The organism is Lancefieldella parvula (assembly GCF_963530955.1).
GTDB lineage: Bacteria > Actinomycetota > Coriobacteriia > Coriobacteriales > Atopobiaceae > Lancefieldella > Lancefieldella parvula_A.
Genome location: NZ_CAUSFQ010000010.1, coordinates 1 through 24,079, shown reverse-complemented (window position 1 = coordinate 24,079; position 24,079 = coordinate 1). Strand labels below are relative to the sequence as shown.

Sequence of the window (24,079 nt, the reverse complement as noted above, 5' to 3'; positions counted from 1 at the left end):
CGCTATGTATGCCGGCGAGCATATTAATACTACAGAGAATCGAGCAGTTCTCCACACAGCGCTTCGTCGTCCCGCAACTGAGGCGGGCACGCTTATTGTTGATGGACAAGACGTTGTTTCTGACGTTCACCAGACGCTGAACAAGATGTATGCCTTCTGCGATCGAGTTCGCTCGGGAGAGTGGAAGGGCATTTCTGGTAAGCCTATCAAGACGGTTGTAAGCATTGGCATTGGTGGCTCTGATCTTGGTCCTGTTATGGTTTACGAGGCTTTGAAGCCTTTTGCAGACGCAGGTATTACTGCTCGCTTTGTCTCCAATATTGACCCTGTTGACCTTGGCGAGAAAACCGAAGATCTTGATCCAGAAACAACACTCTTTGTTATTGTTTCCAAGACCTTTACTACGCTTGAGACTCTTACCAATGCCCGTTGTGCTCGCACATGGCTTTTGGAAAAGCTGGCTGAACAGGGTGTTATTGATGGTTCAGACGCTCAGAACGCAGAAGCTATTCGTAAGCATTTTGTTGCTGTCTCCACTGCACTTGATCTGGTAGAAGACTTTGGCATTGACCCACAGAACGCCTTTGGTTTTTGGAATTGGGTTGGCGGCCGTTATTCGGTTGATTCTGCTGTTGGTCTGGTACTGGCAATTGTTTTTGGTCCACAGCGTTTTGCAGAGTTTCTTAGCGGCTTTAACGCAGTTGATGAATACTTCAAGACAACCCCTCTGAGGCAAAATGTTGTTGCTCTTATGGGTCTCTTAAATGTTTGGTACGTTAATTTCTTTGGCGCGGCATCTCATGCGGTACTTCCATACAGCCAGTACTTACATAGATTCCCTGCGTATCTCCAGCAGCTTACCATGGAGTCCAACGGCAAGTCTACGCGCTGGGATGGCACTGCGGTTACATCTAACACAGGTGAGATTTTCTGGGGAGAGGCTGGTACCAACGGTCAGCATGCTTTTTACCAGCTTATTCACCAGGGAACTCAGATTATTCCTGCTGATTTTATTGCGTTTGCAAATACCGCATTTGCTACAAAAGATGCAGATCTTGATGTCCACGAGCTCTTCCTCTCCAACTTCTTTGCACAGACCAAGGCTCTTGCTTTTGGCAAGACCGCCGATGAGGTCCGCGCTGAGGGAACTCCAGAATGGATGGTTCCCGCACGCGTCTTTGAAGGAAACAGGCCAACTACCTCTATCTTTGGTAAAGAGCTTAATCCACGTGCCGTTGGAACGCTCATTGCGCTCTATGAGCACATTACCTTTGTTGAGGGCGTAGTGTGGGGCATTGATTCCTTTGATCAGTGGGGCGTTGAGCTTGGCAAACAGCTTGCTAAACAGATTTTCCCTGCAATTCATAACGACGAAGAGTTGGCAAAACAGGACGCTTCCACTCAGTCCCTTGTTGATTTCTATCGCAGAAACAGAACATAACACGTTACATAACATAAAATTATTTTTTTATTTCATGTTAAGAAGGTCATCTTGTATGGCCTTCTTTCTTACTTTTAGAAATGTATTTCGAGGAGTGCTGAGCGGACATTTCTTTATCTAATATATGCAATATTGCTACTTTTATGTTCATATATGCAAAAAATTTCTGCATATTTATTTATGCTGTTAGAACGCCTGTTCATCTAAAAGAAACTGAATCAATTGAATTTTTTAAATAAAATTTAAAAAAATAATACATCAAGAATATTAAAAATTTGCGAATGCCAATAGCGCATGTATACCTTTGTGTTATAACGGCTAGGCAAGTGACACTTGGCTTGGAATGTAAGTTTTGATGCATAGCAATTTACATAACAGGCTGGAAATTTTGTATTGGCGTAGTACGGCTGTTAATACAGGCGAAGTACAGCCACAGTGGTGATGTCTGGAATGGAGCAGTAATGAAGTACCTTTTGCTCGTAAGTCATGGAACGTTTGCACCAGGTCTGCATAGCGTAATGGACATGCTGATGGGACCCAGAGAAAACATCTTGAGCTACAGCATGGAAGATGGCGTGGGAGCAGCTGAATATAGAGAGAATTTGTCAAAAATTCTTGAGCCACTTACTGCTGACGACGAGGTTGTTGTTCTTGGTGACATTATCGGTGGTTCTCCACTTACTAATGCACTTGATCTTCTCGCCAAAAAAGGCCTGCTTTCCCATACCGTGGCTTTTAGTGGTGCCAATCTTCCCATGGTAATTGGTGCTTTGATGGCTATCGATGATGGCCTAAGTGGTGAGGCTCTTGTGTCATCAATCCTGAACGAAGGAAAAAATGGCGTTAATCAGATCGTCTTAGCTCTTGAAGACGATGACGAGGAAGACCTTTAGTAATTACTGCAAGTACGCGTAGCTGCTTGCGTAAGAAATATGTTAGGAGAAAACATGATTTCATTTGTTCGTGTTGATGACCGCATGATTCATGGTCAGACAGTCACTCGTTGGGCCCTTGAGGTTCCTTGTGACGGAATCATTGCAGTTAATGATGCGGCTGCATCAAATCCTGTCCTTAAGTCTGCTTACAAGTCAGCAGCACCTGACAAGAAAGTATTTGTTTGGACATTTGATCACTTCAAAGAGAGCGCTCAGAAGGTTCTAGACAGCGATTCTCGTTATTTTCTTATTACTAAAAACCCAGTTGACATGAAGAAAATTCTTGTTGACTTTGGTTTTAAGCCAGGAATTAACACGGTCATTATCGGTCCTGGTAATGACCGTCCTGGTGCGGTAAAGCTGGGCAACAACCAGTCCTTTACTCAAGAAGAGGGACAGGCATTTGAGGATATAACCAAAGCTGGTTATACCGTTCAATTTGCTCTTCTTAAAGAAAAGGCAATTGGTGAGTGGCCTAAATTCCGCGAGAAGTTTGACGTAAAGTAGTAGTATTCGGAAGGCGATTTTTATGGCAATTAATGCGTTTCAAGCTGCCCTTTTGGGTTTGTTTGCATGCCTTGCGTCACTACCTGGCATGGCTGGTACTACCGTAGGTAACTATACCCTCGGTCGTCCACTTGTTGCAGGTCTTGTCGTTGGTGTCATTCTTGGCGACGTCCAGACTGGCATTATTGTTGGTGCAGCAATCCAGTTGGTCTACATTGCACTCGTAACACCTGGTGGAACTGTTTCCGCTGACGTTCGTGCTGTTTCCTACATTGGTATTCCTCTAGCAATTCTTGCAATCAAGGCTTATGGTCTTGATCCAAGCTCTGTTGAGGCTGCATCTCAGGCAGCTGCTATTGGCGCAGCTGTTGGTACTCTTGGTACCGTCTTGTTCTACGGCACCGCTACCATGAACCTTGTATGGCAGGGTATTGGCTGGCGTGCAATGGAGAGCAAAGAGTGGGGTCGTATTAAGAAGACCATTCCAATGGTTGACTTTGTATTCCCTTGGGTTTCTCACATTCTTTTCTCGTTCATTCCAACATTCTTCATTTGCATGGCTGGCGAGAGCATGGTTGGCATCATGAAGGAATACCTTCCTATGAACGGTATCCCAATGATGACCCTCTTCACCGTTGGTACCCTTCTTCCTACCGTTGGTGTTGCAATTTTGTGCAAGCAGGTTATTACTAAGCCTCTTGATTGGGTAACTTTTGCCTTTGGCTTTATCCTTGCTGGCGCACTTGGCCTGAACCTCATTGTCTCTGCAGTCGTAGCAGTCTTCTTTGCTGTTCTTAACTATCAGCTTCAGCAGGCAAAGAATGTTCGTTTGGCTGCTGCAACATCAGGCAATGTAAGCGCAGACGATGAAGAAGAGGAGGATATTTAATCATGGCTGAAAAGAAAACCATTTCTCAGAAAGCACGTAATAAGTCTTTCTTGAGCTGGATTTACGGCAATCTTACCTGCTTCTCTCAGGAGCACATGCAGACATTTGGTTACCTTGCATCCATGCTTCCAATCGTTGACGAGCTTTACGATACTGATGACCAAAAGGTTGAGGCACTTTCTACCTATACAACCTTCTTTAACACCGAGCCACAGATTGGTTCTATGGTTGTTGGCTTGACCGCTTCTCTTGAAGAGGCTCGTGCAAACGGTGAGGCAATCGACGACGAGACCATCAATGGCCTTCGCGCTGGTCTTATGGGCCCTCTTGCTGGTCTTGGTGACTCCATTATCGTTGGTACTTTTATTCCAATTCTTCTTGGAATTGCACTTGGCCTTTCTAAGGGCGGTTCCGTTCTTGGCCCACTGTTCTATGTTGTGGTCTGGAACCTCATTATGTACTTCGGCATGAAGTTTGCTTACGACCAGGGCTATAGCCTGGGTTCTTCTGCTGTTGAGGCACTTGTTGGTCCTGAGTCCGAGGCTCTCCGTAGCTCCATTGTTATGATTGGTACTATGGTCATTGGCTCTGTTGCTGCTACATGGATTAACGTCACAACTTCTCTGAATATTGCTGGTGTTGACATTCAGACAACGCTTAATGGCATCTTCCCTAAGGTATTGAACCTTCTGTTTGTATACCTTTGCTGGTGGTTGATGACTAAGAAGAAGCTCAGCCCAACAGTTGTTATGCTTATTCTTGTTGTTGTAGCACTTGTTGGCGTTGTTATTGGCGTCTTCAACCCAGGTCTGTCTTACTAATTTTTTGCGCAAAATCCTGTCTGGCGCAGAAAAGACAAACGTAATAAAGTGGCATCGTCATACGGCGATGCCACTTTTGATTGAGAGTTTTTATGAGCAAGAAAAACTATGTAGGAGCAGCTTCTCATTCACACGAGGATAACCCTTTGGTTGTCGAGGCTCGTATGCAGACAAAAGCTCTTGGAACACTAAGCGTTTATAGAAGAGCCGCTTATTCTGGTATCGCAATTGGAGCATGGCTTATATATCTCAGCGTGTACGGAAGTCTCTCTACAAGTTCTATGGCAACGGCTGTGCTCGTGGGCGGCATAGTTCTTCTCGTCATATCTGTTCCTATAGCTGGAATTTTGCATGTAGGTATCTCAAGAGGAAAAAAGAACGTCGAGAAGATCATCAAAGCAATTGAAAAAAATTCGTCAAAAAATGCATAGAAGCGATACGATCTGTGCAAAGATTTCTCTAATAGGGTAGAGTATCTACAGCGCATTGAGCGGGTGCGGATGACGTGACACCTCGAACCTGGTCAGGGTCGGGAGACAGCAGCCATAAGGGGTCACTCGCGGGCATCCGTTCCCACTCAATGCGCTTTTCATAGGCGTATAGTGTGTTTGCCGCGACATTTGTCACGACGATTGGACTTCGATGGGTTTTGTAAACTACATCATTGAGCTGCTTAGAGATCCTCGTGCATTTATTGCTTCAATGATTGCCACTGGCCCTCTTGCTGCGTACGGTTTTGTTTTTCTGATTGTTTTTATTGAGACCGGCGTAGTCTTTTTCCCATTTTTACCAGGTGATTCTCTGCTTTTTGCAGCAGGATTTTTTGCTCATAACGGTGGCTTTAATATTGTTTTGCTGCTTGTTATTACGTGGGCTGCCGCAATTCTTGGTGATCAGATGAACTTTATGATTGGCCATTTCTTTGGTCAAAAAATCATTGCTTCTGGAAAAGTCAAAGCACTTACTCCAGAGCATCTTGAGAAGACCCAGAAGTTTCTGGACAAGCATGGTCATCTGGCAATTTTCTTAGGGCGCTTCTTCCCCTTTATCCGCACGTTCGTGCCTTTTATTGCGGGTATGGGCGGTATGCACTGGCGCAACTTTGGCATCTATAACATTCTGGGCGGTCTTACCTGGTCCACGATGTTTGTGTTGCTCGGCTATTTCTTTGGCGGCATTCCTGTAGTTCAGGAGCATTTTGAGCTGCTGATTGTGGGAATTGTTGCGGTCTCGATCATCCCTACAATTGTGGGAATTGTTCGTGGGCGTATGCATAAGGGCGAGAAGAACGACGAAGAAGCCACAGATAAGGAAGAAGACAAGGTGCAGTAACAAGCCTTTGTACTTCTCGGAATTTGATGATAGAAATCCCGTCAGGAAAGACTCGGCCTGACGGGATTATTTTTACTCTTTGGAGAGCTGGTAGGTATCAGTAAAGGTGACGGTCTGACCGTTTTCCGTGTGGGTGGAAATAAGCTGAGCTACCACGCTGTTATCAGCAATATCAAAAGTAACTTTCAACTGTGGTTTTTGAGCTGTGCTGAGGGACGTGCTAGAAGCAGAATGAGCATCCAGACTTGCATTGGTTACATCTACCACTCCAGAAACCTGAATTTGATCTCCGATGGTTCCAGAAGTAGTCAGAGAGACAGATGCGTTCTTGAACTCAGTGTCACCTGGATACCAACGGTACGAGGTGTTAAGCGCTCCATGGTTGTGGACAACACCCTCTGCAGTACCCGTAAGTACCAGCTGATCTCGAGAAAAACCTGCAGACGTTACGGTCAGCGTTAAAGGATTAGTTCTGCCAGCGTAACAAGGACTGCCACTACTGGCTTCACAGCTAACAAAGGTGCCCTTCCACGTTCCCACAAGTCCGCTGTAGTCGTACTTAAGTCCTGCCGAGGGGCTGACTGTGTCTAGCGACCAGGTGCCCGTAGAGGCATCAAACGTAAATGAGGCCGTAATATCGCAGGTGAGCGAGCCATAGAAGGTTGGCGAAACACCTGACATTCTTACCCAGCAAGTCTGCTGTTCACGATCAAAACCCGCATCAAGAACAGTAAACGTTGCGCCAGAGAACTGCGAGCTATAAGAAATAGCTTCGTTTGGATTTTTTTCATCAAGCTTGGCTAGTACATCGCTAATGGCATCAAGGACTTTTGTTGTGGAAACACCTGAAGTTGCCTGGTAGGAGACAGATTGGGTCTCTTCGTCACCAATAGCGTTCCAGCCCTGGGTATTTGCGTATCCTAACTTGGAAATCTTTGTGGCAGCAATTGCGTTGCCCGTGTAGGTAAGGCGTACGACAGAGTTGGCGTAGCCGGTGGCACCAAACTGAGCGGCATCGCTGGAGATTGCCGTGGTGCTTCTGGTGCGAGAAACAACCTCAATGCCGGTCAGCAGTAAGGATTCATCAGCGTCATACTCACCCGGAGTCCAAGCTGGAGCTTCGGCTCGTGTACGAGCATCAGCGATAACAGTATCTGTTGAAGGAACGTTGCTCACGCGAATAAAGAAGACGATAACCGCAGATAAAAGAGCAAGACTTAAGAGCGCAAGAATGCCAGAAAGCAAGCTGTAGCGGCGTACAAACCTAAAAAGTGCACGACGCCTACTGCGAAGATAGCTTGAGAACGTATCTGCAACATCTTTTATAGAGGTTGCATCATCGTCGGACGCTGCATCACTCGCGCTAGTAGCGCTTTTGGAAGGAACTTCGGCGGTTTTGGCCTCTGAGTGTTCGTGGGCGCTCTCTTCAAGCTCTTTGAGGCGAGCTTCTACCGCAGAAAGATCTTGCGTTAGAGCTGCATCGTTTACGATTTTCTCCAGGTCAGTTGTGCTGTCTGCATCGTTTTCAGAAGAGTCTTCATCTGAAGCTGAGTCATCCTTGTCCTCTTCGCCGTCTTCGTCTAGACCAGGGAAGATGGGGCTGACAATTTCCATGATGTAGTCTTCGTCAGCGGCAGCCATGTCAGCAGCAATAGGGTCGGTGACCTCTTCAAGCTCGTCGGTTTTCTCGCCATCAGCGGCGGGTGCCTCAACGGCCTGAGCGTCAAGGGTCTTCTGATCAGAGGAGATGTCCTCTGCAGCAGGCGTGTTATCTGGTTGTGAAGTTTTATTCTTAGAAGTCATGGCGCCTCATTACCGTATGAACCTGCTGTAATTTTCTCACAATTACGTAACTTGTGTACCCTCATCCTGTGCAGATAGCGAGGTATCGGTTTAAAAACTGCCTAGTGGTGGTACACTTCTTTAGTTGAAATCTCACCTCGCAAGCAGCTTTGCAACAGTTTGGCCGCACGTCAATGAGTCAAGCGCGCACGAGGCACTTATCTTAGGAGCAAGAATGCGTGACAAGCTAGAAAAAATCGTCGAGGCCTATGCTGAGCTTGAGCAAAAGCTTGCAGATCCAGCTGTTGTCTCTGATCCAAAAGAGTATGCTCGCGTCGCAAAAGAGCACTCTAATCAGGCAGATTTGGTTGCTCACGCCAACAAGTACATCACTGCCCTTGATGATATCGAGGCTGCAAAAGAGCTTCTCAACGCCACTTCTGATTCAGAAGAAAAAGAGATGCTACAGGAAGACATTGCTGCTAATGAAGAGATGCTCCCTCAGCTTGAGGATGAAATCAAGGTCATGCTGATTCCAGGCGATCCAAATGACGAGAAGGACACTATCGTTGAGATTCGCGCTGGTGTTGGCGGCGATGAGGCGGCAATCTTTGCAGGCGACCTCTTCAAAATGTATGAGCGTTTTGCCGAGGCTCGTGGTTGGAAGACAGAGATCTTGTCCAGCTCTCCTTCTGAGGCAGGCGGCTTCAAGACTATTGAGTTCAAGGTCACAGGCGATAAAGTCTATTCAGTTATGAAGTATGAATCCGGTGTTCACCGTGTTCAGCGCGTTCCTAAGACTGAGTCTCAGGGCCGCATTCAGACCTCTACCGCAACTGTTGCAGTTCTCCCAGAGGCTGACGAGATTGATATTCAGATCAACCAGGAAGACCTGCGCATTGATACCTACTGTGCATCCGGCCCTGGTGGTCAGTGCGTTAACACCACCTATTCCGCAGTTCGTATTACTCACCTGCCAACAAATACCGTTGTTCAGTCTCAGGATCAGCGTTCTCAGATTCAGAACCGCGAGGTTTGTATGCAGATGCTTCGTGCTCGCCTTTACGAGATGGAGCTGGAGCGTCAGCAGGCTGAGCAGGGTGCAGAGCGTCTTTCCCAGATTGGTCATGGTGCACGTTCCGAGAAGATCCGTACCTATAACCAGCCACAGGACCGCGTAACCGACCACCGCGTTGGCTTCAACGGCACCTACAACGGCGTTCTTCTGGGCGATACGCTGCCATCTGTTATTGAGGCTCTTGCTGCAGCAGAGCGTGCCGAGAAACTCGCTCAGGCTGTTTAAGGTGCAAACTTCATGACAGATGAAGTTTGGACAATCCAGAAAATTTTGACGTGGACTACTCAGCACCTGGAAAAGAAGGGTGATGAGCATCCACGTCTTTCTGCAGAATGGCTTTTGTCCGCGGTGACAGGCCTTTCTCGCGTTCAGCTCTACACCAACTTTGACAAGCCGCTTTCTGCGGATGAGCGCACTCGCATGCGTGAGGCAATTAAACGCCGCGCAGAGGGTGAACCGCTTCAGTACGTGACGGGCGAGATGCCCTTTAGGCACCTGGTTCTTACCTGTGAGCCGGGCGTGCTTATCCCACGACCAGAGACAGAGGTGCTGGTAGACGTTGCGCTAGCAGGTGTTGATGTGGCAACTCCAAACGCTGATGGGGAAGTGCGCGTGCTTGAGGTTGGCGTAGGAACGGGCTGCATATCGCTCTCTATTGCTACTGAGCGTCCACAGACACGCGTCTACGCTACAGATCTTTCTCCTCAGGCAATTGCACTGGCAACTCGCAACAGAGACGCCCTGGACCTCCAAGAGCGCGTGGAACTCATTGAGTGCGACCTAGTAGAAGGTGTGCCTGCAGAGCTTGCGCAGTCCTTCTCGGTGTTGGTCTCTAATCCGCCCTACATTCCCACAAATGTGCTCGAGCAAGAAGTTCCTGCAGAGGTCAAGGGCTTTGAACCTGAGCTGGCGCTTGACGGGGGAGAGGACGGTCTGGACGTCTATAGGCGATTGCTCGAGGCTGCTCCGCATATGCTTCTACCTGGTGGTATGTTCTGCGTTGAGCTCTACGAGGGACACCTGGACAAGGCGGCGCACCTTGCCGAGGAGCAGGGTGTGTGGGAGTCCGTTGAGGTCAAAGAGGATCTGACGCACAGGCCGCGCATTCTTGTGGCGCGCCTAGCAAAGTAGCACTTCAGCCGCCTGGCGAGAAAATCTGTGTAACGCATAACACCGCGCAGCACACAACAATGAGTCGAGGGTTTCATGGGCGAGTACATCAAAGTTGATCAGATGAATCCGGATACATCTGTAGTTTCTTTAGCAGTTGAGGTGGCGCGTCGTGGTGGCGTGCTTATCATGCCTACCGATTCTGTCTATGGCGTTGGTGCAGCTGCAACTCCTCAAAACCCTGGTCATAAGCGTATTTTTGAGATTAAACAGCGTCCCTCAACGCAGACGCTTCCATGGCTTGTGGGCAGTAAATCCGACCTGCAGAAGTACGCTCACATTACGCACAGCTGGGCAAATAAGCTGGTAGAAGCATATTGGCCAGGAGCTCTTACGCTGGTGGTTACCGCATCAGAGAACGTTCCTGATGAGTACGTCTTGCCAGATAACAGAACCATTGCGCTCCGTATGCCTAATTCACCTCTAGTATGTCAGATTGCACAGCAGCTTGGATGCCCTTTGGCTACTACCAGTGCCAACACGCACGGGGCTCCTTCTGCAGTTGATGGATATGGTCTTGAAGCAGGCCTTATTGAGCAGGCAGACTTGACGCTTGATGGAGGTCCGGCGCCCCTTGCTATTGCGTCGACTATTGTCGACTGCACGGGTGATGAACCGCGCATTTTACGCGAAGGCGCCATCACAACCGAGGATATTCTCGCCACTGCGGGATTTTCAAAATAGATAAAAATCCTATCCCTTTTATGTGTTTTGGCTGCAGCCTTTGCCTGCATGCGGTACTCTCTATAGGAGTGAATTTTCTGAGGAGGATACGTATGCGTATTGCAGTTGGTTCCGATCACGCTGGCTTTATCCAGAAAGATCCTATCGTTGAGCACATCAAGTCGCTTGGTCATGAGGTTTTGGACTTTGGACCAGCAAATGACGACCGCGTTGATTACCCTGATTTTGCAGATAAGGTGGCTCGCGCAGTCGCAGCGGGCAAGGCAGATCGCGGCGTTTTGATTTGCGGAACTGGTATTGGCATTGCTATGACTGCTGATAAAGTCCCTGGTATTCGCGCTACTCCTGTTCAGACTGTTCAGTTTGCAGAGCTTGCTCGCGAGCACAATAACGCAAACGTCATTGGCCTTTCTGGTCGATTCACTGATCTTGCTGTTAACGAGGCTATTGTGGATACCTTCCTAAGCACCGAGTTTGCAGGCGGCCGTCATACGGGACGTGTCGAGAAGATCATGCGTGAAGATGATCCTAACTTTAAGGGCGTTGATGCTGAGTAAGTAAGCGGCACATAAACAGTGCTGCATAAGTAATACATACGCAAACCTGCAGGGAATGTAGAGGCTAGGTTAAAGTTGCTCGCATTCAAATAAAACGCAGGTCAAGCTCTTGGAGGGAGCATTATGGCAGATTATGATGAGTCCAGACTTACGGTTGTTGACCACCCACTAGTTCAGCACAAGCTTCACATTCTTCGCGACAAGACAACCACCACCAAGCAGTTCCGTGAGCTTGTCAACGAGCTTGCAATTCTTGAGAGCTACGAGGCAATGCGTGACTTCCCACTTGAGGACGTCGAGGTAGAGACTCCTCTTGAGACCATGACTGCTAAGCGCATTGCTGGTAAGAAGGTTGCTATTATTCCAATTCTTCGCGCTGGCCTTGGTATGGTTGACGGCATTCTTGAGCTGGTTCCATCTGCTCGTGTTGGTCATGTTGGTATGTATCGCGATCCAGAGACCCATCTTCCTCACCAGTATTACTGCAAGTTCCCTGCAGACATCGAGAACCGCACCTGCCTGGTTGTTGATCCAATGCTGGCAACCGGCGGCTCTCTCACTGCTGCTATTCAGTTCCTGCGTGAAGCAGGTGTCAAGGACATTCGTTGCCTGACCATTGTTTCTTGCCCTGAGGGCGTCAAGGCAACTCTGGACTTTGATCCAGAGGTACGCCTCTACACCTGCACCGTTGATCGTCAGCTGAGCCCAAATGCTTACATTCTTCCAGGCCTCGGTGACGCAGGTGACCGTATTTACGGTACCAAGTAAGGAGCCCCTCGTCCTTCTCGCAATCTAATAGAGTTGCGAATACGTAAGTTAGTACATGATCCAGTGTCCGCAGAACATGCGCACTGGATCATTTTTCTTTTCAAATCATCACTTTACGAGAAGAAATAACGGTTGGCATATATCAAAAACTTTGTGAATACCAGGGGATATTGATACAACTATTTTTATCTGGACATAACTATATCTATCAAGAAAAAAGCAACATAACAGCAGCTTAGAAGTGTTATAGTTGAATGAATCAATAACGGCAGCTAACACGAAATGTGTCAGTAATGTGAGAGTTTGAGCATTAGTCAATTATTTGGTTTTGTAATCGTGACTATGCGTACATTTAGTGCTAGTATCGCCGTTCGTCGCAAATATACACGCCGAGTGGTAGATAATACACTCCAAGTGGCATATTTTGGCATCTTACGTTGCGTTTCAAGTATGCTGAGCAGTGACGGGCAATCTGAAATGGTTGCAGATTGTATGGGGAGGTTGAGACAGAGTGGATGTTCTTGCGCAGTTGCCAGCAGAGATGGCCGAGCTGCTCGAAAGTTTTTTGCCACACGCATTGGTTGGTAACACCACCTTTGGTTTCACTAACTACATTTTCTATTTCTTGATCGCTGCTGTGATTTTCCTGATTGTCTGCTTTAAGTTTAAGAAGAAGCAGGCAGAGAGCATCGTCCCTCAGGGACGCTTCGTTAATGGCGTTGAGTACCTGATTGAGTACATTAGAGATGACGTCTGCAAGGCTTCTCTTGGAGAAACTTGGCGCACTCACTTCCCATTCTTGATCACTATGTTTATGTTCATCCTGATCAACAACATCATTGGTCTTATTCCTGGTGCACACCCAGGCACCGGTACTATTGGTGTTACTGCCGCTCTTGGCCTTTGCTCCCTTGGATACTTTATGTATGTAGGTGCAAAGAAGATGGGTGTTATTGGCTACATCCTAAGCCTTGCACCAAAGGGCGTTAACCCTGTTATTGCAGCAGTTATCTGGGTTATTGAGGTCTTCTCAACATTCCTTCGTCTGGTTACTCTGGCCGTCCGTCTGTTCTGCAACATGTATGCAGGTCACATCGTTATGGGTACATTTGCAATTCTTGCATCTATGTACTTTATGCCAGCTATTGAGAACTTCTCTGCATCAACAGCTGCTCAGGCAGGCTTTTCGATCTTCTGGGTTCTGCTGTTGATTATCATTTATTTGGTAGAAACTATTGTTGCCTTCATTCAGGCATACGTTTTTACCCTACTCTCTACTGTCTACATCCAGCTGGTAGAGTCTGAACACTAAGCAAAACGCTTAGTTGGTGGCATTGCCACACTGTGGTGCCAAACGGCACAAAAGATGAAGTCATCTGAGCCCACGCTCAGTTGATGATAGGTATGTATATTGGTCGCCTTGAGAGGGGCGAGCGAAAAAGGAGGAATCGTGGGTATTTTCGGATATGCTCTTTGCGTTATGGGAGCAGCAATTTGTATTAGCGTCGTAGCATCGAGTGCCGCTAACAACATGGCTCGTCAGCCAGAGGTTCAGGGTCGTCTCTTCACAGTCTTTATTCTTGGCTGCGCATTCATCGAGGCACTTACCCTGATTGGCTTCGTTGTTACCTTGATGGTTAAGTAAATTACTGTTTGTAACAGCGAAAACGCTACGTTGGAGGAATGCATGAATACGATTTGTAAGGGAGTTAAAAAAGCCAGCACAGTAGGCGCAACTGCTGCTCTACTTGTGGCAATGGCTCCCTCAGTCGCACTTGCTGAAGAGGGTGCAAGTGGTGCCGATATTCTTCTTCCAAAGCCCGCTGAGTTTGTTCCTGCTCTGATTGCGTTTCTGATCATCTTTGCTGTTGTAGCAAAGTTTGTATGGCCTTCCGTTCTACGTATGCTTGACAAGCGTCAAGAGAAGATCCAAGGCGATCTGGACGCTGCAGCAAAGGCTCGCGAGGAAGCCAACAAGGATCGTGAAATCGCAGCAGCTGGTATCGACGCAGCTAAGCAGCAAGCAGACGAGATTGTTTCTGCTGCTAAGCGTGAGGGCGAAGAAGAGCGTGCTCGTATTATCGAGCAGGCAAAGGCAGAAGCTGTCGAGATTATTACTAAGGGTAAGGGCGTTGTAGAGTCTGAGCGTCGTCACGCCATGGCTGAGCTTTCTGATTCCGTTGTTGATCTTGCCGTCGATATTGCCGGAAAGATTATTGGCAACGAGCTTTCAGTAGAGCAGCAGCGTGCTCTTGCCGAAAAGTACCTTGCGGAAGTAGGTACTCCAGATGAGCACTAATAAAGACGATCAAGACAGAAAAGTAGAGGGCTATACCAGGGCACTCCTGGAGGCTGGCCGCGCAGAGGGTCGTGCAACTGCAGACCTTGTACAGGTGCAGCACGCAAAGAAGTTCTCTCCAGAAGTTCTTGAGACTCTTGGTGCTATGCAGGCGAGTGAGGATGTCAACCTTATCAATGATGTTGCCGCTACGTTCCAGGAGCTTCTTGAAGAAGAAGACAAGACACTTACAGTAACGGTAACTACTACAATGCCTCTTGATGATGAGTTACGTGCAAAGGTCACCGAGAAGCTCGAGAAGAACTTCAATACTCAGGTGTATCTTATTGAGCGTGTTAATCCCAAGATTTTGGGCGGCATTGTAGTTGAGACACGTGATCATCGTTATGATGCATCGGTAAAGACACAGCTCACTCACATTAAGAGTAGGCTCTCTTCAGATCACGTTGAAAGTGAATTGTAATGACTGATAAGACCACTATACAGGAAGGAACGCTGAGCTCAGATGCCGTCATGGCACAGCTTAGAGAGCGCCTTTCTAAGGTCAATTCAACTGTATCCCAGCAAGAGGTATCTGCTGTTATTGAGGTAGCAGACGGTATTGCTCGTGTTGCTGGTCTACGCAGCGCTATGGCAGGCGAGTTGCTGGAGTTCACTAGCTCCGTTACGGGCCACAGCGTATTCGGTCTTGCTCAGAACCTTGATGAAACTTCAGTCGGCGCTGTTTTGTTCGGCGAAGTTTCTGAGATTAAGGAAGGCGACGAGTGTCGTACAACCGGCCGCGTCATGGATATTCCAGCTGGTTTTGACATGCTTGGTCGTGTTGTTAACCCACTGGGCCAGCCTATTGATGGACTTGGCGCTATCCACGCTACACATCGTCGCCCTATTGAGTTCAAGGCTCCTGGCATCATGCAGCGTCAGCCTGTTTGCGAGCCAGTTCAGACTGGACTTCTGGCAATTGACGCTATGGTTCCTGTCGGCCGTGGTCAGCGTGAGTTGATCATTGGTGACCGTAAGACCGGTAAGACCGCTATCGCAATTGACGCAATCGTAAACCAGAAGAACACCGATATGGTTTGTATCTATGTCGCCATCGGTCAGAAGGCGTCTACAGTTGCAAACATCCGCGAGTCTCTTTCCCGCCATGGTGTTCTTGACAAGACCGTCATTGTTGCAGCTACCGCAGCCGATTCTGCTCCAATGCAGTACATTGCCCCTATGGCAGGCGCTGCTATTGGTGAGTTCTTTATGTATAACGATAAGGACGGCAAGCCTGCTGACAAAGACCATCCAGGCGGACACGTTCTTGTTGTTTACGATGACCTCTCTAAGCAGGCAGTTGCATACCGTCAGATGTCACTGACGCTTCATCGTCCACCAGGACGTGAGGCATATCCTGGTGATATTTTCTACCTGCACTCACGCTTGCTGGAGCGTGCATGTAAGCTCTCCGATGAAAACGGAGCAGGTTCTCTTACCGCACTTCCAATTATTGAGACGCAGGAAGGCGACGTTTCTGCATACATTCCTACAAACGTCATTTCCATTACAGACGGCCAGATTTATCTGCAGTCTAATCTCTTCTTCCAGGGCCAGCGCCCAGCAGTCGACGTAGGTATTTCTGTATCCCGCGTTGGTGGCGACGCTCAGGTCAAGGCAATGAAGCAGGTTGCAGGTACACTTCGTCTGGACCTTGCAAGTTATCGTGAGAAGCAGGCATTCTCGCAGTTCGGATCCGACTTGGATGCAACTACGCAGTACCAGCTCAACCACGGTGCTCATATGATGGAGCTTCTCAAGCAGCCACGTTATTCAGCTCTGGACGTAGTAGACCAGATTTGCGCAATTTACGCTGCAAAAGAGAACTTCATTGATGACGTTGATCTTGAGAACGTTGCTCTCTTCCGTGATGGCCTTGCTCAGTACATGAGTGAGTATCACCCACAGCTCCGCAACTCTCTGCGCAACGGAAAGATTTCTGATGAGCAGGCAGAGCGCTTGAGTGATCACATTAAGCACTTCAAGGCTAAGTTCTTGGAAGAGCATCCAAACAAGGTTGTGGATGAGGCAGAAGCTAATTCAGACACACCAGGCTCTTTTGACGCAGTAACCCAGGGTTCATTGCAGGAGTAATTATCAATGGCGAACCTTCACGAAATATCGAGGCGTATGAGCTCCATCAGGAGCACCATGCAGATTACGCGCACGATGTCGATGATTTCGACAGCGCGTGTCCGCAAGGCACTTGATAGGGCCGAGGCTGCTTCGCCATATAAGGAAGCTATTACCCTTATGCTTGCAAATGTAGCAGGCGCTGGCTTTAATCCTAAGAAACAGCCTCTTCTTGCTACACATAAAGTCGAGAAGAACGTGCTGTTCTTAGTCATCGCATCTGACCGCGGACTTGCAGGCGGATTTAACATCCTGCCTCAACGCGAGGTTGAGCATGAGATGGCACGTCTTAAGGCTAAGGGTGTGTCGTCCGAGATAATTACTTGCGGACGCAAGCCAACTGAGTACTTTACGTATAGAAATATCAAGCCCACCATGTCTTATGTAGGCATTTCCTCTGAGCCTACAGCAGACCAGGCTGATCGTATTGCCTCCTATATCATGGATGGCTATATCAAGGGTAAGATTGATCGTGTCGTAATCAAGTACTGGCATGCAAAGAACCGTGTTGACCAAGAGCAGGTTACAGAGCAACTTCTTCCTATTTCGCGCGATAAACTCACGATTCCTAATAAACCACGTACCGAAGAAGCCCTCTCACAGGTGAAGACGTATAACAAGAGTGAATATCAATTCTCGCCATCTGCTTCTCAGGTACTTGATTCGTTGATGCCCGCTTATATCAAGACGGTCATCTTCCACGCACTTCTTGATTCTGCTGCAGCCGAGCATGGTGCACGCCGTCGTGCAATGCAGTCTGCAACTGATAATGCTGAGAACGTCTTAGGCGCTCTTAGCCGTACGTACAATCGCGAACGCCAGGGCGCAATTACCACTGAGCTCAATGAGATTATCGGTGGTGCTGCAGCATTGGAGGATATGTAATGTCAGATATGCAAGTAGAGACTTCTTCCTTTGAGGAAGCTATTCTCAACAAGCGCAATCAGCACGTTGACGATGGCGTAATCGTTCGCGTAGTTGGACCAGTTGTCGACGTTAAGTTCGACGGACCTGTTCCAAGCATCTATACCGCACTGACGGTAGAGGATGACACGCCTGTTGGTCACGTCAGCACCGTTCTTGAGGTTGAGTCTCAGCTTCCCGGTGGTGTTGTTCGTACCGTCGCTATGTCGTCAACCGATGGTCTTCAGCGTAACCTTCGCGTTAAGGACACCGGCAAGCCAATGATGATGCCAGTAGGCGAGTCTACGCTGGGCCGCGTCTGGAACGTCATGGGTCAGCCAGTCGACGGTGGAGATATTCCTGAAGACGTTGAGTTTTATCCAATTCACCACCCAGCACCTCTCTTCGAAGAGCTCACTACTGAGACAGAGATTTTCGAGACGGGCATCAAGGCAATCGATCTTCTCGAGCCTTATGTTCGAGGCGGAAAGACTGGCCTCTTTGGTGGCGCTGGCGTTGGTAAGACCGTTCTGATTCAGGAGCTTATTAACAACCTGGCTCAGCAGCATGGTGGTACTTCCGTATTCACCGGCGTTGGAGAGCGTACTCGTGAGGGTACCGACCTCTTCCTCGAGATGACTGAGTCCGGCGTTATTAACAAGACCTGCCTAGTCTACGGTCAGATGAACGAGCCACCAGGAGCTCGTATGCGTGTTGCTCTTGCAGGCCTTACTACTGCAGAGTACTTCCGTGATCAGGGCCAGGATGTTCTGTTGTTCATCGACAACATCTTCCGCTTCTCTCAGGCAGGTTCTGAGGTTTCCGCACTTCTTGGTCGTATGCCTTCCGCAGTTGGTTACCAGCCAACCCTGGCTACAGAGATGGGCGAGCTTCAGGAGCGTATTACTTCCACCAAGGAAGGTTCTATTACTTCCGTACAGGCAGTTTACGTCCCTGCAGACGACCTTACTGACCCTGCTCCTGCTACAACCTTTACGCACTTGGATGCAACTACCGTTCTTTCTCGTGCTATTACCGAGCTTGGTATTTACCCAGCAGTTGACCCTCTGGCCAGCTCCAGTTCTGCTCTTGATCCATCCATTGTTGGTTCAGAGCACTACCGCGTTGCTATGGCAGTTCAGGAGACCCTGCAGGAGTACTCCGACCTTCAGGACATCATTGCAATTCTGGGTATGGACGAGCTTTCTGAGGAGCAGCAGCGCACCGTTGCTCGCGCCCGTAAGATTCAGCAGTTCCTCTCTCAGTCATTCCACGTTGCCGAGAAGTTCACTGGTAACCCTGGTGTGTACTGCACCGTTGAGGAGACTGTCCGCTCGTTTGCAGAGATTATTGACGGTAAGTGCGATGACCTTCCTGAGCAGGCATTCCGTTTTGCAGGCACCATCGAAGATGTTCGCGAGCGCGCTGCAAAGATGTCCGCTTCGGATAGCTCACAGAACTAGGATTTCTCATGGCTGAGTTGACTTGTCAGTTTGTCAGACCAGATAAGCTCCTTTACGAAGGAACCGTTGAAAGTCTGATTCTTGCTTCAGCAGATGGAGAGTATGGTGTGTGGCCAGGCCACGCACCAGAAATCATTGCGCTTGGCGATGGTGTTGTAAGACTGCACATGCCTCATCCAGAGAATGAAGAATCTATGACCAAGATAGTGATTTCTGGTGGATACGCAGAAATCGATCCAACAGGAGTCATTATCTTGGCAGATCATGCTCGTCGCGTTGATGACATTGATGCAGATGTTGTGCGCGAGACAAGAGATGACGTCATTGACCAGATGCTTTCTCTTCCAGAAGACGATAATCGTCGTGCCTACTACGAAAAAAAGATAGACTGGTGTAATCTACTTCTGAAGCAAGTGGTTGAGGAGTAAAATTCTCTCACTGTCGTTTTCGGAGGTTTATGGACGTCATAAAAGTAGTAGGTGGCCGTTCTGTCACAGGAGAGGTCACTGTAGAGGGTGCAAAAAACTCTGCCCTTAAATTGATGGCTGCAACCATCATGGCTCCTGGTGTTACTACACTCACTAACGTTCCTAATATTGCAGACGTTCACGTCATGGGCAAGGTGCTCAAGACGTTAGGCGCTCGCATTGAAGTCGTTGGTCTTCACGAGCTCAAAATTGATACCACAGATATTACAAGCTGGGAGACTCCTTACAGTCTTGTTGCACAGATGCGTGCATCAACTGCTGTTTTGGGTCCCCTTATTTCTCGTTTTGGCAAGGCTGTTGTGGCGATGCCAGGCGGTTGTAATATCGGTGCTCGCAAAATTGACATGCACATCCTGGGCCTCGAGGCTTTGGGTGTTGAATTTAAGGTTGAGCACGGCAATATTCACGCAAGCGCTCCTCACGGCATAACCGGCGAGACCGTTTCTTTAGCCTTTGCCTCCGTTGGCGCAACAGAAAACCTGATGATGGCATCAGTTTTTGCCAAGGGTGTAACGGTCATTGATAACGCAGCTCGTGAGCCAGAAATTGTTGACCTTGCTACTATGCTCAACAAAATGGGTGCCAACATTCAGGGTGCCGGATCTCCTGTTATTGAGATTCACGGCGTTACAGAGCTGCATCCTGTTGAGCATGAAGTTGTCGGCGACCGCATTGAGGCTGGTACCTTCCTGGCTATTGGCGCGCTTACTGGTGAGCCTATTACTGTTCACGGCTTCGAGCCAAATCACCTTGGCCTGGTACTTAAGAAGTATGAGCAGATGGGCATTACCATCGAGACCGGAGATAGGTGGGCAAGGGCTTCTCGCCAGCAAGATCTTAAGGCTATCGATATCCAGACGCTGCCATTCCCCGGTTTTCCAACAGACATGCAGGCACAGACTATGACGCTGCTTGCTCTGGCTAAGGGTACCTGCATCATCACAGAAAACGTCTTTGAGAACCGCTTTATGTTGGCGTCCGAGCTTTCTCGTATGGGAGCTGACATCACCATCGAGGGCCATCACGCTATTGTTCGCGGCGTCTCCGGCTTTGAGGGGGCGCAGGTCAAGTCACCAGATCTTCGTGGTGGCGCCGCGCTTGTTATGGCTGGTCTTGTGGCCGAGGGAGAAACAATCGTTTCTGCCATCCATCACATTGACCGCGGTTACGAAGGATTTGTCGAGAAACTCGTCGCGCTGGGAGCAGATGCTCAGCGCACTACCATTCCAGACGACGACTTTATCGAAGGATAGTTTGTGTCAACTAAACCAAAGCATGCAAAACTGCTCGACAACGGGGCCTCACAGGGCGCTTCGGCTGACGCTGCACAAAATACTGCTACGGGTGGTAGCGCGCAGGGCACTGCACCTAATGCCGTCGCTCATACTTCGCAGAACGCTGCAGGTCAGGGAGCCGCAGGTCAAGGCGCTGCAGGTCAGGGCACCGCAGCTGGCACTTCTCCTTTTAGTCGCACGCAGGCTGAGGGCTACCACAAGCGCCGCAAGCGTGTCTTCAGAAAGCAAGTTGTAGTCAGGTCGCTTCTGGGCGTTCTTGCAACGCTGTTTGTAGCTGCCTTGGTAGGCGCGGGAATCTGGTATGCAAACGTTCAGGCACAGCTAAATAACTCGCAGGTCATCACCGCTGAGCTTCGCCAGACGCTTCAGGAGCCTTCCGCACCAAGCGATCCCTATTATGTGCTGCTTTTGGGTACCGATGGCCGACCAGGTGAGACTGAATATCGTGCGGATTCCATTATTTTGGCGCGTGTTGACCCTATCCATAAGCGTGTGACTATGCTCTCTATTCCACGAGATACCCGTGTCTTGTGGAAGGGTTCTTACATGAAGATTAACGCCGTCCACTACTATGACGGCGCAAATGGCATGGTACAAGCTGTAAATGAACTGTGCGGCGTACATATTGCCCACTATGCAGAGGTCAACTTTGATGGTCTCGCAGGCATTACAGATGCTCTTGGTGGCGTAACCGTAAACGTTGAGCAGTACATGCGTGACACAGAGAACTTCAGCGACGTTGTTGAACTGTACCCTGGCGTTCAGAAACTGAACGGTGCTCAAGCACTCTTCTTTACTCGTGTTCGCTACGCTTTTGCAGACAGCGATTACACCCGCATGCGCCATCAGAGAACCTTCATCAAGGCTATGATTGCTCAGATTCTGAACACAGGAGACCCTGTAGCCATTGCAAATACTGTCAATTCAACAGCAAGCATGGTTATTACCGATCTATCTGTCTCAGACATTATTTCTTTGGGCACTCAGATGATTGGCATGAACACTGACAAGGATATCTATACGGCATACGTACCATCCGAGGGAACAGAAATTGATGGTCAGTCGTATGTCATCGTAGATGAAGATGCACTTGCAAAGATGATGAAGGTAATTGATGCAGGAGACGATCCGTCTAGCTTAAATGGTCAAACAGATGCTGAAGCAAATGCCGAAGCTGCTGAGAAAAGCTCAGAAGAGTCCTCAGAATCTTCAAACAGCTCTTCTCGCCAGTAAACCTAAGCGGCGTTTTTGGGTATCATTCAAGTGTTAGAAATATTTTCGTTGCATAGCGCAACTGATTTTGCATGAAAAAGACTGCCAAGCAGTCGTCGGAGGAGAGTTATGGCCAACGATAACGTACAAAACGACCACACGCTGACAAAAGCCGGCGAGGACTATCTCGAGGCAATTTATCGAATTGCGCTTGAGCAGCCAGATGACGATAAGAGCGTCCGCTCCGTTGATATTGCCGAGAGCCTTGATGTTTCCAAGGCAAGCGTCAACAAGGCTCTATCTCAGCTTAAAGAGCAGGACATGGTTGAGCAGAGCCGTTATGGTCGTGTCACGCTGACCAAAGAAGGCGAGGCAAACGCCCGTACCACATGGCGTGCTCACCGCGCGCTTCGCACCTTCCTTGAGGAGGATTTGGGCGTAGACACAGAGACCGCAGATGCAGAGGCTTGTCTTATGGAGCACTCGCTTTCTGTAGACACGCTGGCCAAGCTCATTGAATTCCTTGAGAAGCGTGGAATTGAGATTCCAAGCAAGTAACGTAACCTGGCGCTTATGCAAGCTAGGTACGTATAAAAGCGCCTGTCATTTGAGTTTATCGGCGGCAAAACCGTCATTCTTACAAGCGCACGTTAGGTGTGCAGAGCCAACAGGGCTCATAGGTGAAAGGTAAACACATGAAGGCAATTATCCCAGCAGCAGGTCTAGGTACGCGCTTTCTACCTGCAACAAAGGTAACCCCTAAAGAGCTGTTGCCTGTTTTGGATAAGCCCGTCATTCAGTACGTAGTAGAAGAGGCTCTTGAGCCAGAAGAGGTTGATGAGGTAATCATCATCAATTCTCGCGAGAAGCCACAGATTGAAACCTACTTTGCTGAAGACCAGAAGTTTGAAGCAGACCTTTCTTCTCGTGGAAAGCAAGACCTTGCCGAGAAAGTCCATGCAGCTTCTGCACTTCCTGTTTCCTTTACCTATCAGGACAATCCTCGTGGCCTTGGCCATGCCGTGCTTTGTGCTGCAGACGGTGTAGGTGACCAGCCATTCTTTGTACTTCTCGGTGATTACTTTGTTCCAGATCGTCAGATGTGCATCCGTATGGCAGAGATTTCCAAGCAGCACAATGGCGCTTCCGTCATTGCAGTTGCTCCAGTCCCTGCAGATCAGGTGAATCGCTACGGTATTATCGCAGGTGAGTGCATCTCTTCTCCTTCAGATAACTCTGAGGGCGAGGGTGCTATTTGGAAGGTAACAGGCCTTGTCGAGAAGCCCCGTCCAGAGGACGCACCTTCTCACCTGTTTATTGTTGGTCGTTACCTGCTTTCTCCAAAGATTATGGAGCTCCTGGCAACTCAGGGTCCTGGTGCTGGCAACGAGATTCAGCTGACAGATGCAATGGAGCGTCTGCTTGCTGAGGAAGAGATGTATGCCCTGGTAATCGACGCGGAAGAGGGCTGCGATACCGGTACTCCTGCAGCTTGGGCAGCAACTAATGCTCGTATGGCACTCTCTGATCAGAGCTCTGCAGCAGCATTTAAAGAGGCGCTCGGCAGCTATGCCAACCGCATTGGATAAAAGACCCGACATACTCCGTTTTGGCAGCGATGGCTGGCAGGCCCGCTATGATAAAGGCTTTACCAGGGATAATGTAGTTAGACTTGCAGAAGCCCTTGGTACTGTTTGGTCACAGGAGTTGCCTGGCGGCATTGTGTTTGTCGGCTTTGACACACGCTTTGAAGCAGATTCGTCTGCTCTTGAAGCCGCTGCAACATTGGCTTCCTTTGGTTTAGACGTGCGTGTGTCCGAGATTTTTTGCCCAACTCCATCTGTTTGCTGGGCCTGTGCACATCATAAAGATGTGGCTGGTGGCCTCATTATTTCTGCAACTGAGCTTTCCTGCGAATATTGCGGCATGATTATTCGCGCTGCTAATGGAGGTCCAGTTTCTCGCGATTTTCTCCAGCGCGTGGAATCCGCAACGCCGCTTGAGCCAACAGAGCAGCGTGGAACTTTTACCACAACAGATATTGTGACACCTTATAAAAGTGCGCTGCTTAATCAGATTAATGTGTCTGTTATTAAAGAGCTACGCCCGAGCGTGGTAGTTGATCCTATGTATGGTGCAGCAACAGATCTGCTTGCTGACGTACTTTCCGCGGCTGGATGTGTTGTACATCAGATGCACCAAGGTCCTGTCAGGGATTTTGGTGGCATTCACCCACAACCAGCAGACCCTTGGGCCGATGAGTGCTCTTCGATGGTGGTA

The 24,079-nt window shown here is 48.7% G+C and carries 25 protein-coding genes, 1 other RNA gene and 1 pseudogene; 26 read left to right on the top strand and 1 reads right to left on the bottom strand.

The genetic code is table 11. The annotated features are described in order from the left end of the window. From pgi to RWJ43_RS01750, 8 genes are all read left to right on the top strand, one after another. The coding region (gene pgi / locus RWJ43_RS01785; protein ID WP_314007057.1) for a glucose-6-phosphate isomerase at positions 1 to 1,441 on the top strand (1,441 nt) is incomplete at its 5' end. A gap of 461 nt (positions 1,442 to 1,902) precedes the next feature. Then, on the top strand, positions 1,903 to 2,334 hold the full coding sequence (locus tag RWJ43_RS01780) for a PTS sugar transporter subunit IIA (RefSeq protein WP_035427200.1): 432 nt from the start codon (positions 1,903 to 1,905) through the stop codon (positions 2,332 to 2,334). Between the two features lie 54 nt (positions 2,335 to 2,388). Next, positions 2,389 to 2,883, top strand: a complete 495-nt coding sequence (locus RWJ43_RS01775; protein WP_035427201.1) for a PTS sugar transporter subunit IIB — start codon at positions 2,389 to 2,391, stop codon at positions 2,881 to 2,883. 22 nt (positions 2,884 to 2,905) lie between these two features. Further along, complete coding sequence (locus RWJ43_RS01770; RefSeq protein ID WP_035427203.1) at positions 2,906 to 3,772, top strand: PTS sugar transporter subunit IIC; 867 nt, start codon at positions 2,906 to 2,908, stop codon at positions 3,770 to 3,772. Between the two features lie 2 nt (positions 3,773 to 3,774). Continuing rightward, on the top strand, positions 3,775 to 4,593 hold the full coding sequence (locus tag RWJ43_RS01765; protein ID WP_035427204.1) for a PTS system mannose/fructose/sorbose family transporter subunit IID: 819 nt from the start codon (positions 3,775 to 3,777) through the stop codon (positions 4,591 to 4,593). Between the two features lie 92 nt (positions 4,594 to 4,685). Then, on the top strand, positions 4,686 to 5,024 hold the full coding sequence (locus RWJ43_RS01760) for a hypothetical protein (protein WP_035427206.1): 339 nt from the start codon (positions 4,686 to 4,688) through the stop codon (positions 5,022 to 5,024). Positions 5,025 to 5,080: 56 nt separating this feature from the next. After that, positions 5,081 to 5,176: signal recognition particle sRNA small type (ffs, locus tag RWJ43_RS01755), an RNA gene on the top strand. A gap of 59 nt (positions 5,177 to 5,235) precedes the next feature. Further along, positions 5,236 to 5,925 carry a VTT domain-containing protein gene (locus tag RWJ43_RS01750; protein WP_313996295.1) on the top strand — a complete coding sequence of 230 codons (690 nt, stop codon included), beginning with the start codon at positions 5,236 to 5,238 and terminating at the stop codon, positions 5,923 to 5,925. A 72-nt stretch (positions 5,926 to 5,997) separates the two neighbouring features. On the opposite strand, the gene RWJ43_RS01745 is transcribed toward RWJ43_RS01750, so the two are convergent. Then, the gene (locus RWJ43_RS01745; RefSeq protein WP_052039087.1) at positions 5,998 to 7,728 is read right to left on the bottom strand and encodes a hypothetical protein; all 1,731 of its coding nucleotides are present in this window, start codon (positions 7,726 to 7,728) and stop codon (positions 5,998 to 6,000) included. Positions 7,729 to 7,942: 214 nt separating this feature from the next. On the opposite strand from RWJ43_RS01745, the gene prfA reads away from it, so the two are divergent. From prfA to RWJ43_RS01655, 18 genes and pseudogenes are all read left to right on the top strand, one after another. Continuing rightward, entirely contained in the window at positions 7,943 to 9,010 is a 1,068-nt protein-coding gene (gene prfA, locus RWJ43_RS01740; RefSeq protein ID WP_314007049.1) for a peptide chain release factor 1, read from the top strand. 12 nt (positions 9,011 to 9,022) lie between these two features. Then, a complete protein-coding gene (prmC, locus tag RWJ43_RS01735; protein ID WP_314007047.1) occupies positions 9,023 to 9,916 on the top strand; it encodes a peptide chain release factor N(5)-glutamine methyltransferase in 894 nt (297 codons plus the stop codon). Positions 9,917 to 9,991: 75 nt separating this feature from the next. After that, the gene (locus RWJ43_RS01730) at positions 9,992 to 10,639 is read left to right on the top strand and encodes an L-threonylcarbamoyladenylate synthase (protein WP_314007045.1); all 648 of its coding nucleotides are present in this window, start codon (positions 9,992 to 9,994) and stop codon (positions 10,637 to 10,639) included. Positions 10,640 to 10,731: 92 nt separating this feature from the next. Then, positions 10,732 to 11,196, top strand: coding sequence for a ribose 5-phosphate isomerase B (gene rpiB, locus RWJ43_RS01725; RefSeq protein ID WP_314007042.1), 465 nt, complete (start codon positions 10,732 to 10,734; stop codon positions 11,194 to 11,196). A 123-nt stretch (positions 11,197 to 11,319) separates the two neighbouring features. Then, entirely contained in the window at positions 11,320 to 11,964 is a 645-nt protein-coding gene (upp, locus tag RWJ43_RS01720; protein ID WP_035427213.1) for a uracil phosphoribosyltransferase, read from the top strand. 511 nt (positions 11,965 to 12,475) lie between these two features. After that, the gene (gene atpB, locus RWJ43_RS01715) at positions 12,476 to 13,276 is read left to right on the top strand and encodes a F0F1 ATP synthase subunit A (protein WP_035427215.1); all 801 of its coding nucleotides are present in this window, start codon (positions 12,476 to 12,478) and stop codon (positions 13,274 to 13,276) included. Positions 13,277 to 13,414: 138 nt separating this feature from the next. Then, positions 13,415 to 13,609 (top strand): ATPase, encoded by a 195-nt coding sequence (locus RWJ43_RS01710; RefSeq protein ID WP_314007038.1) that lies wholly within the window; start codon positions 13,415 to 13,417, stop codon positions 13,607 to 13,609. Positions 13,610 to 13,651: 42 nt separating this feature from the next. Beyond that, a complete protein-coding gene (gene atpF / locus RWJ43_RS01705; protein WP_035427219.1) occupies positions 13,652 to 14,263 on the top strand; it encodes a F0F1 ATP synthase subunit B in 612 nt (203 codons plus the stop codon). Then, positions 14,253 to 14,726, top strand: coding sequence for an ATP synthase F1 subunit delta (atpH, locus tag RWJ43_RS01700; protein WP_314007035.1), 474 nt, complete (start codon positions 14,253 to 14,255; stop codon positions 14,724 to 14,726). The genes atpF and atpH overlap by 11 nt, the downstream gene beginning before the upstream one ends. Beyond that, entirely contained in the window at positions 14,726 to 16,399 is a 1,674-nt protein-coding gene (gene atpA, locus RWJ43_RS01695; RefSeq protein ID WP_035427223.1) for a F0F1 ATP synthase subunit alpha, read from the top strand. The genes atpH and atpA overlap by 1 nt, the downstream gene beginning before the upstream one ends. 6 nt (positions 16,400 to 16,405) lie before the next feature. Then, complete coding sequence (gene atpG, locus RWJ43_RS01690; protein ID WP_035427225.1) at positions 16,406 to 17,323, top strand: ATP synthase F1 subunit gamma; 918 nt, start codon at positions 16,406 to 16,408, stop codon at positions 17,321 to 17,323. Next, complete coding sequence (gene atpD, locus RWJ43_RS01685) at positions 17,323 to 18,804, top strand: F0F1 ATP synthase subunit beta (protein ID WP_187468904.1); 1,482 nt, start codon at positions 17,323 to 17,325, stop codon at positions 18,802 to 18,804. Before atpG ends, atpD begins: the two co-directional genes overlap by 1 nt. Before the next feature lie 8 nt (positions 18,805 to 18,812). Continuing rightward, on the top strand, positions 18,813 to 19,232 hold the full coding sequence (gene atpC / locus RWJ43_RS01680) for an ATP synthase F1 subunit epsilon (protein WP_035427227.1): 420 nt from the start codon (positions 18,813 to 18,815) through the stop codon (positions 19,230 to 19,232). A 29-nt stretch (positions 19,233 to 19,261) separates the two neighbouring features. Next, entirely contained in the window at positions 19,262 to 20,545 is a 1,284-nt protein-coding gene (gene murA / locus RWJ43_RS01675; RefSeq protein ID WP_314007028.1) for a UDP-N-acetylglucosamine 1-carboxyvinyltransferase, read from the top strand. A 3-nt stretch (positions 20,546 to 20,548) separates the two neighbouring features. Further along, the gene (locus RWJ43_RS01670; protein WP_314007027.1) at positions 20,549 to 21,820 is read left to right on the top strand and encodes an LCP family protein; all 1,272 of its coding nucleotides are present in this window, start codon (positions 20,549 to 20,551) and stop codon (positions 21,818 to 21,820) included. A 108-nt stretch (positions 21,821 to 21,928) separates the two neighbouring features. After that, the gene (locus RWJ43_RS01665) at positions 21,929 to 22,357 is read left to right on the top strand and encodes a metal-dependent transcriptional regulator (protein ID WP_035427232.1); all 429 of its coding nucleotides are present in this window, start codon (positions 21,929 to 21,931) and stop codon (positions 22,355 to 22,357) included. 137 nt (positions 22,358 to 22,494) lie between these two features. Next, a complete protein-coding gene (locus RWJ43_RS01660; RefSeq protein ID WP_035431480.1) occupies positions 22,495 to 23,388 on the top strand; it encodes a UTP--glucose-1-phosphate uridylyltransferase in 894 nt (297 codons plus the stop codon). Beyond that, positions 23,369 to 24,079: pseudogene (locus tag RWJ43_RS01655) on the top strand (phosphoglucomutase); the annotation flags it as partial. The gene RWJ43_RS01660 and the pseudogene RWJ43_RS01655, both read left to right, overlap by 20 nt.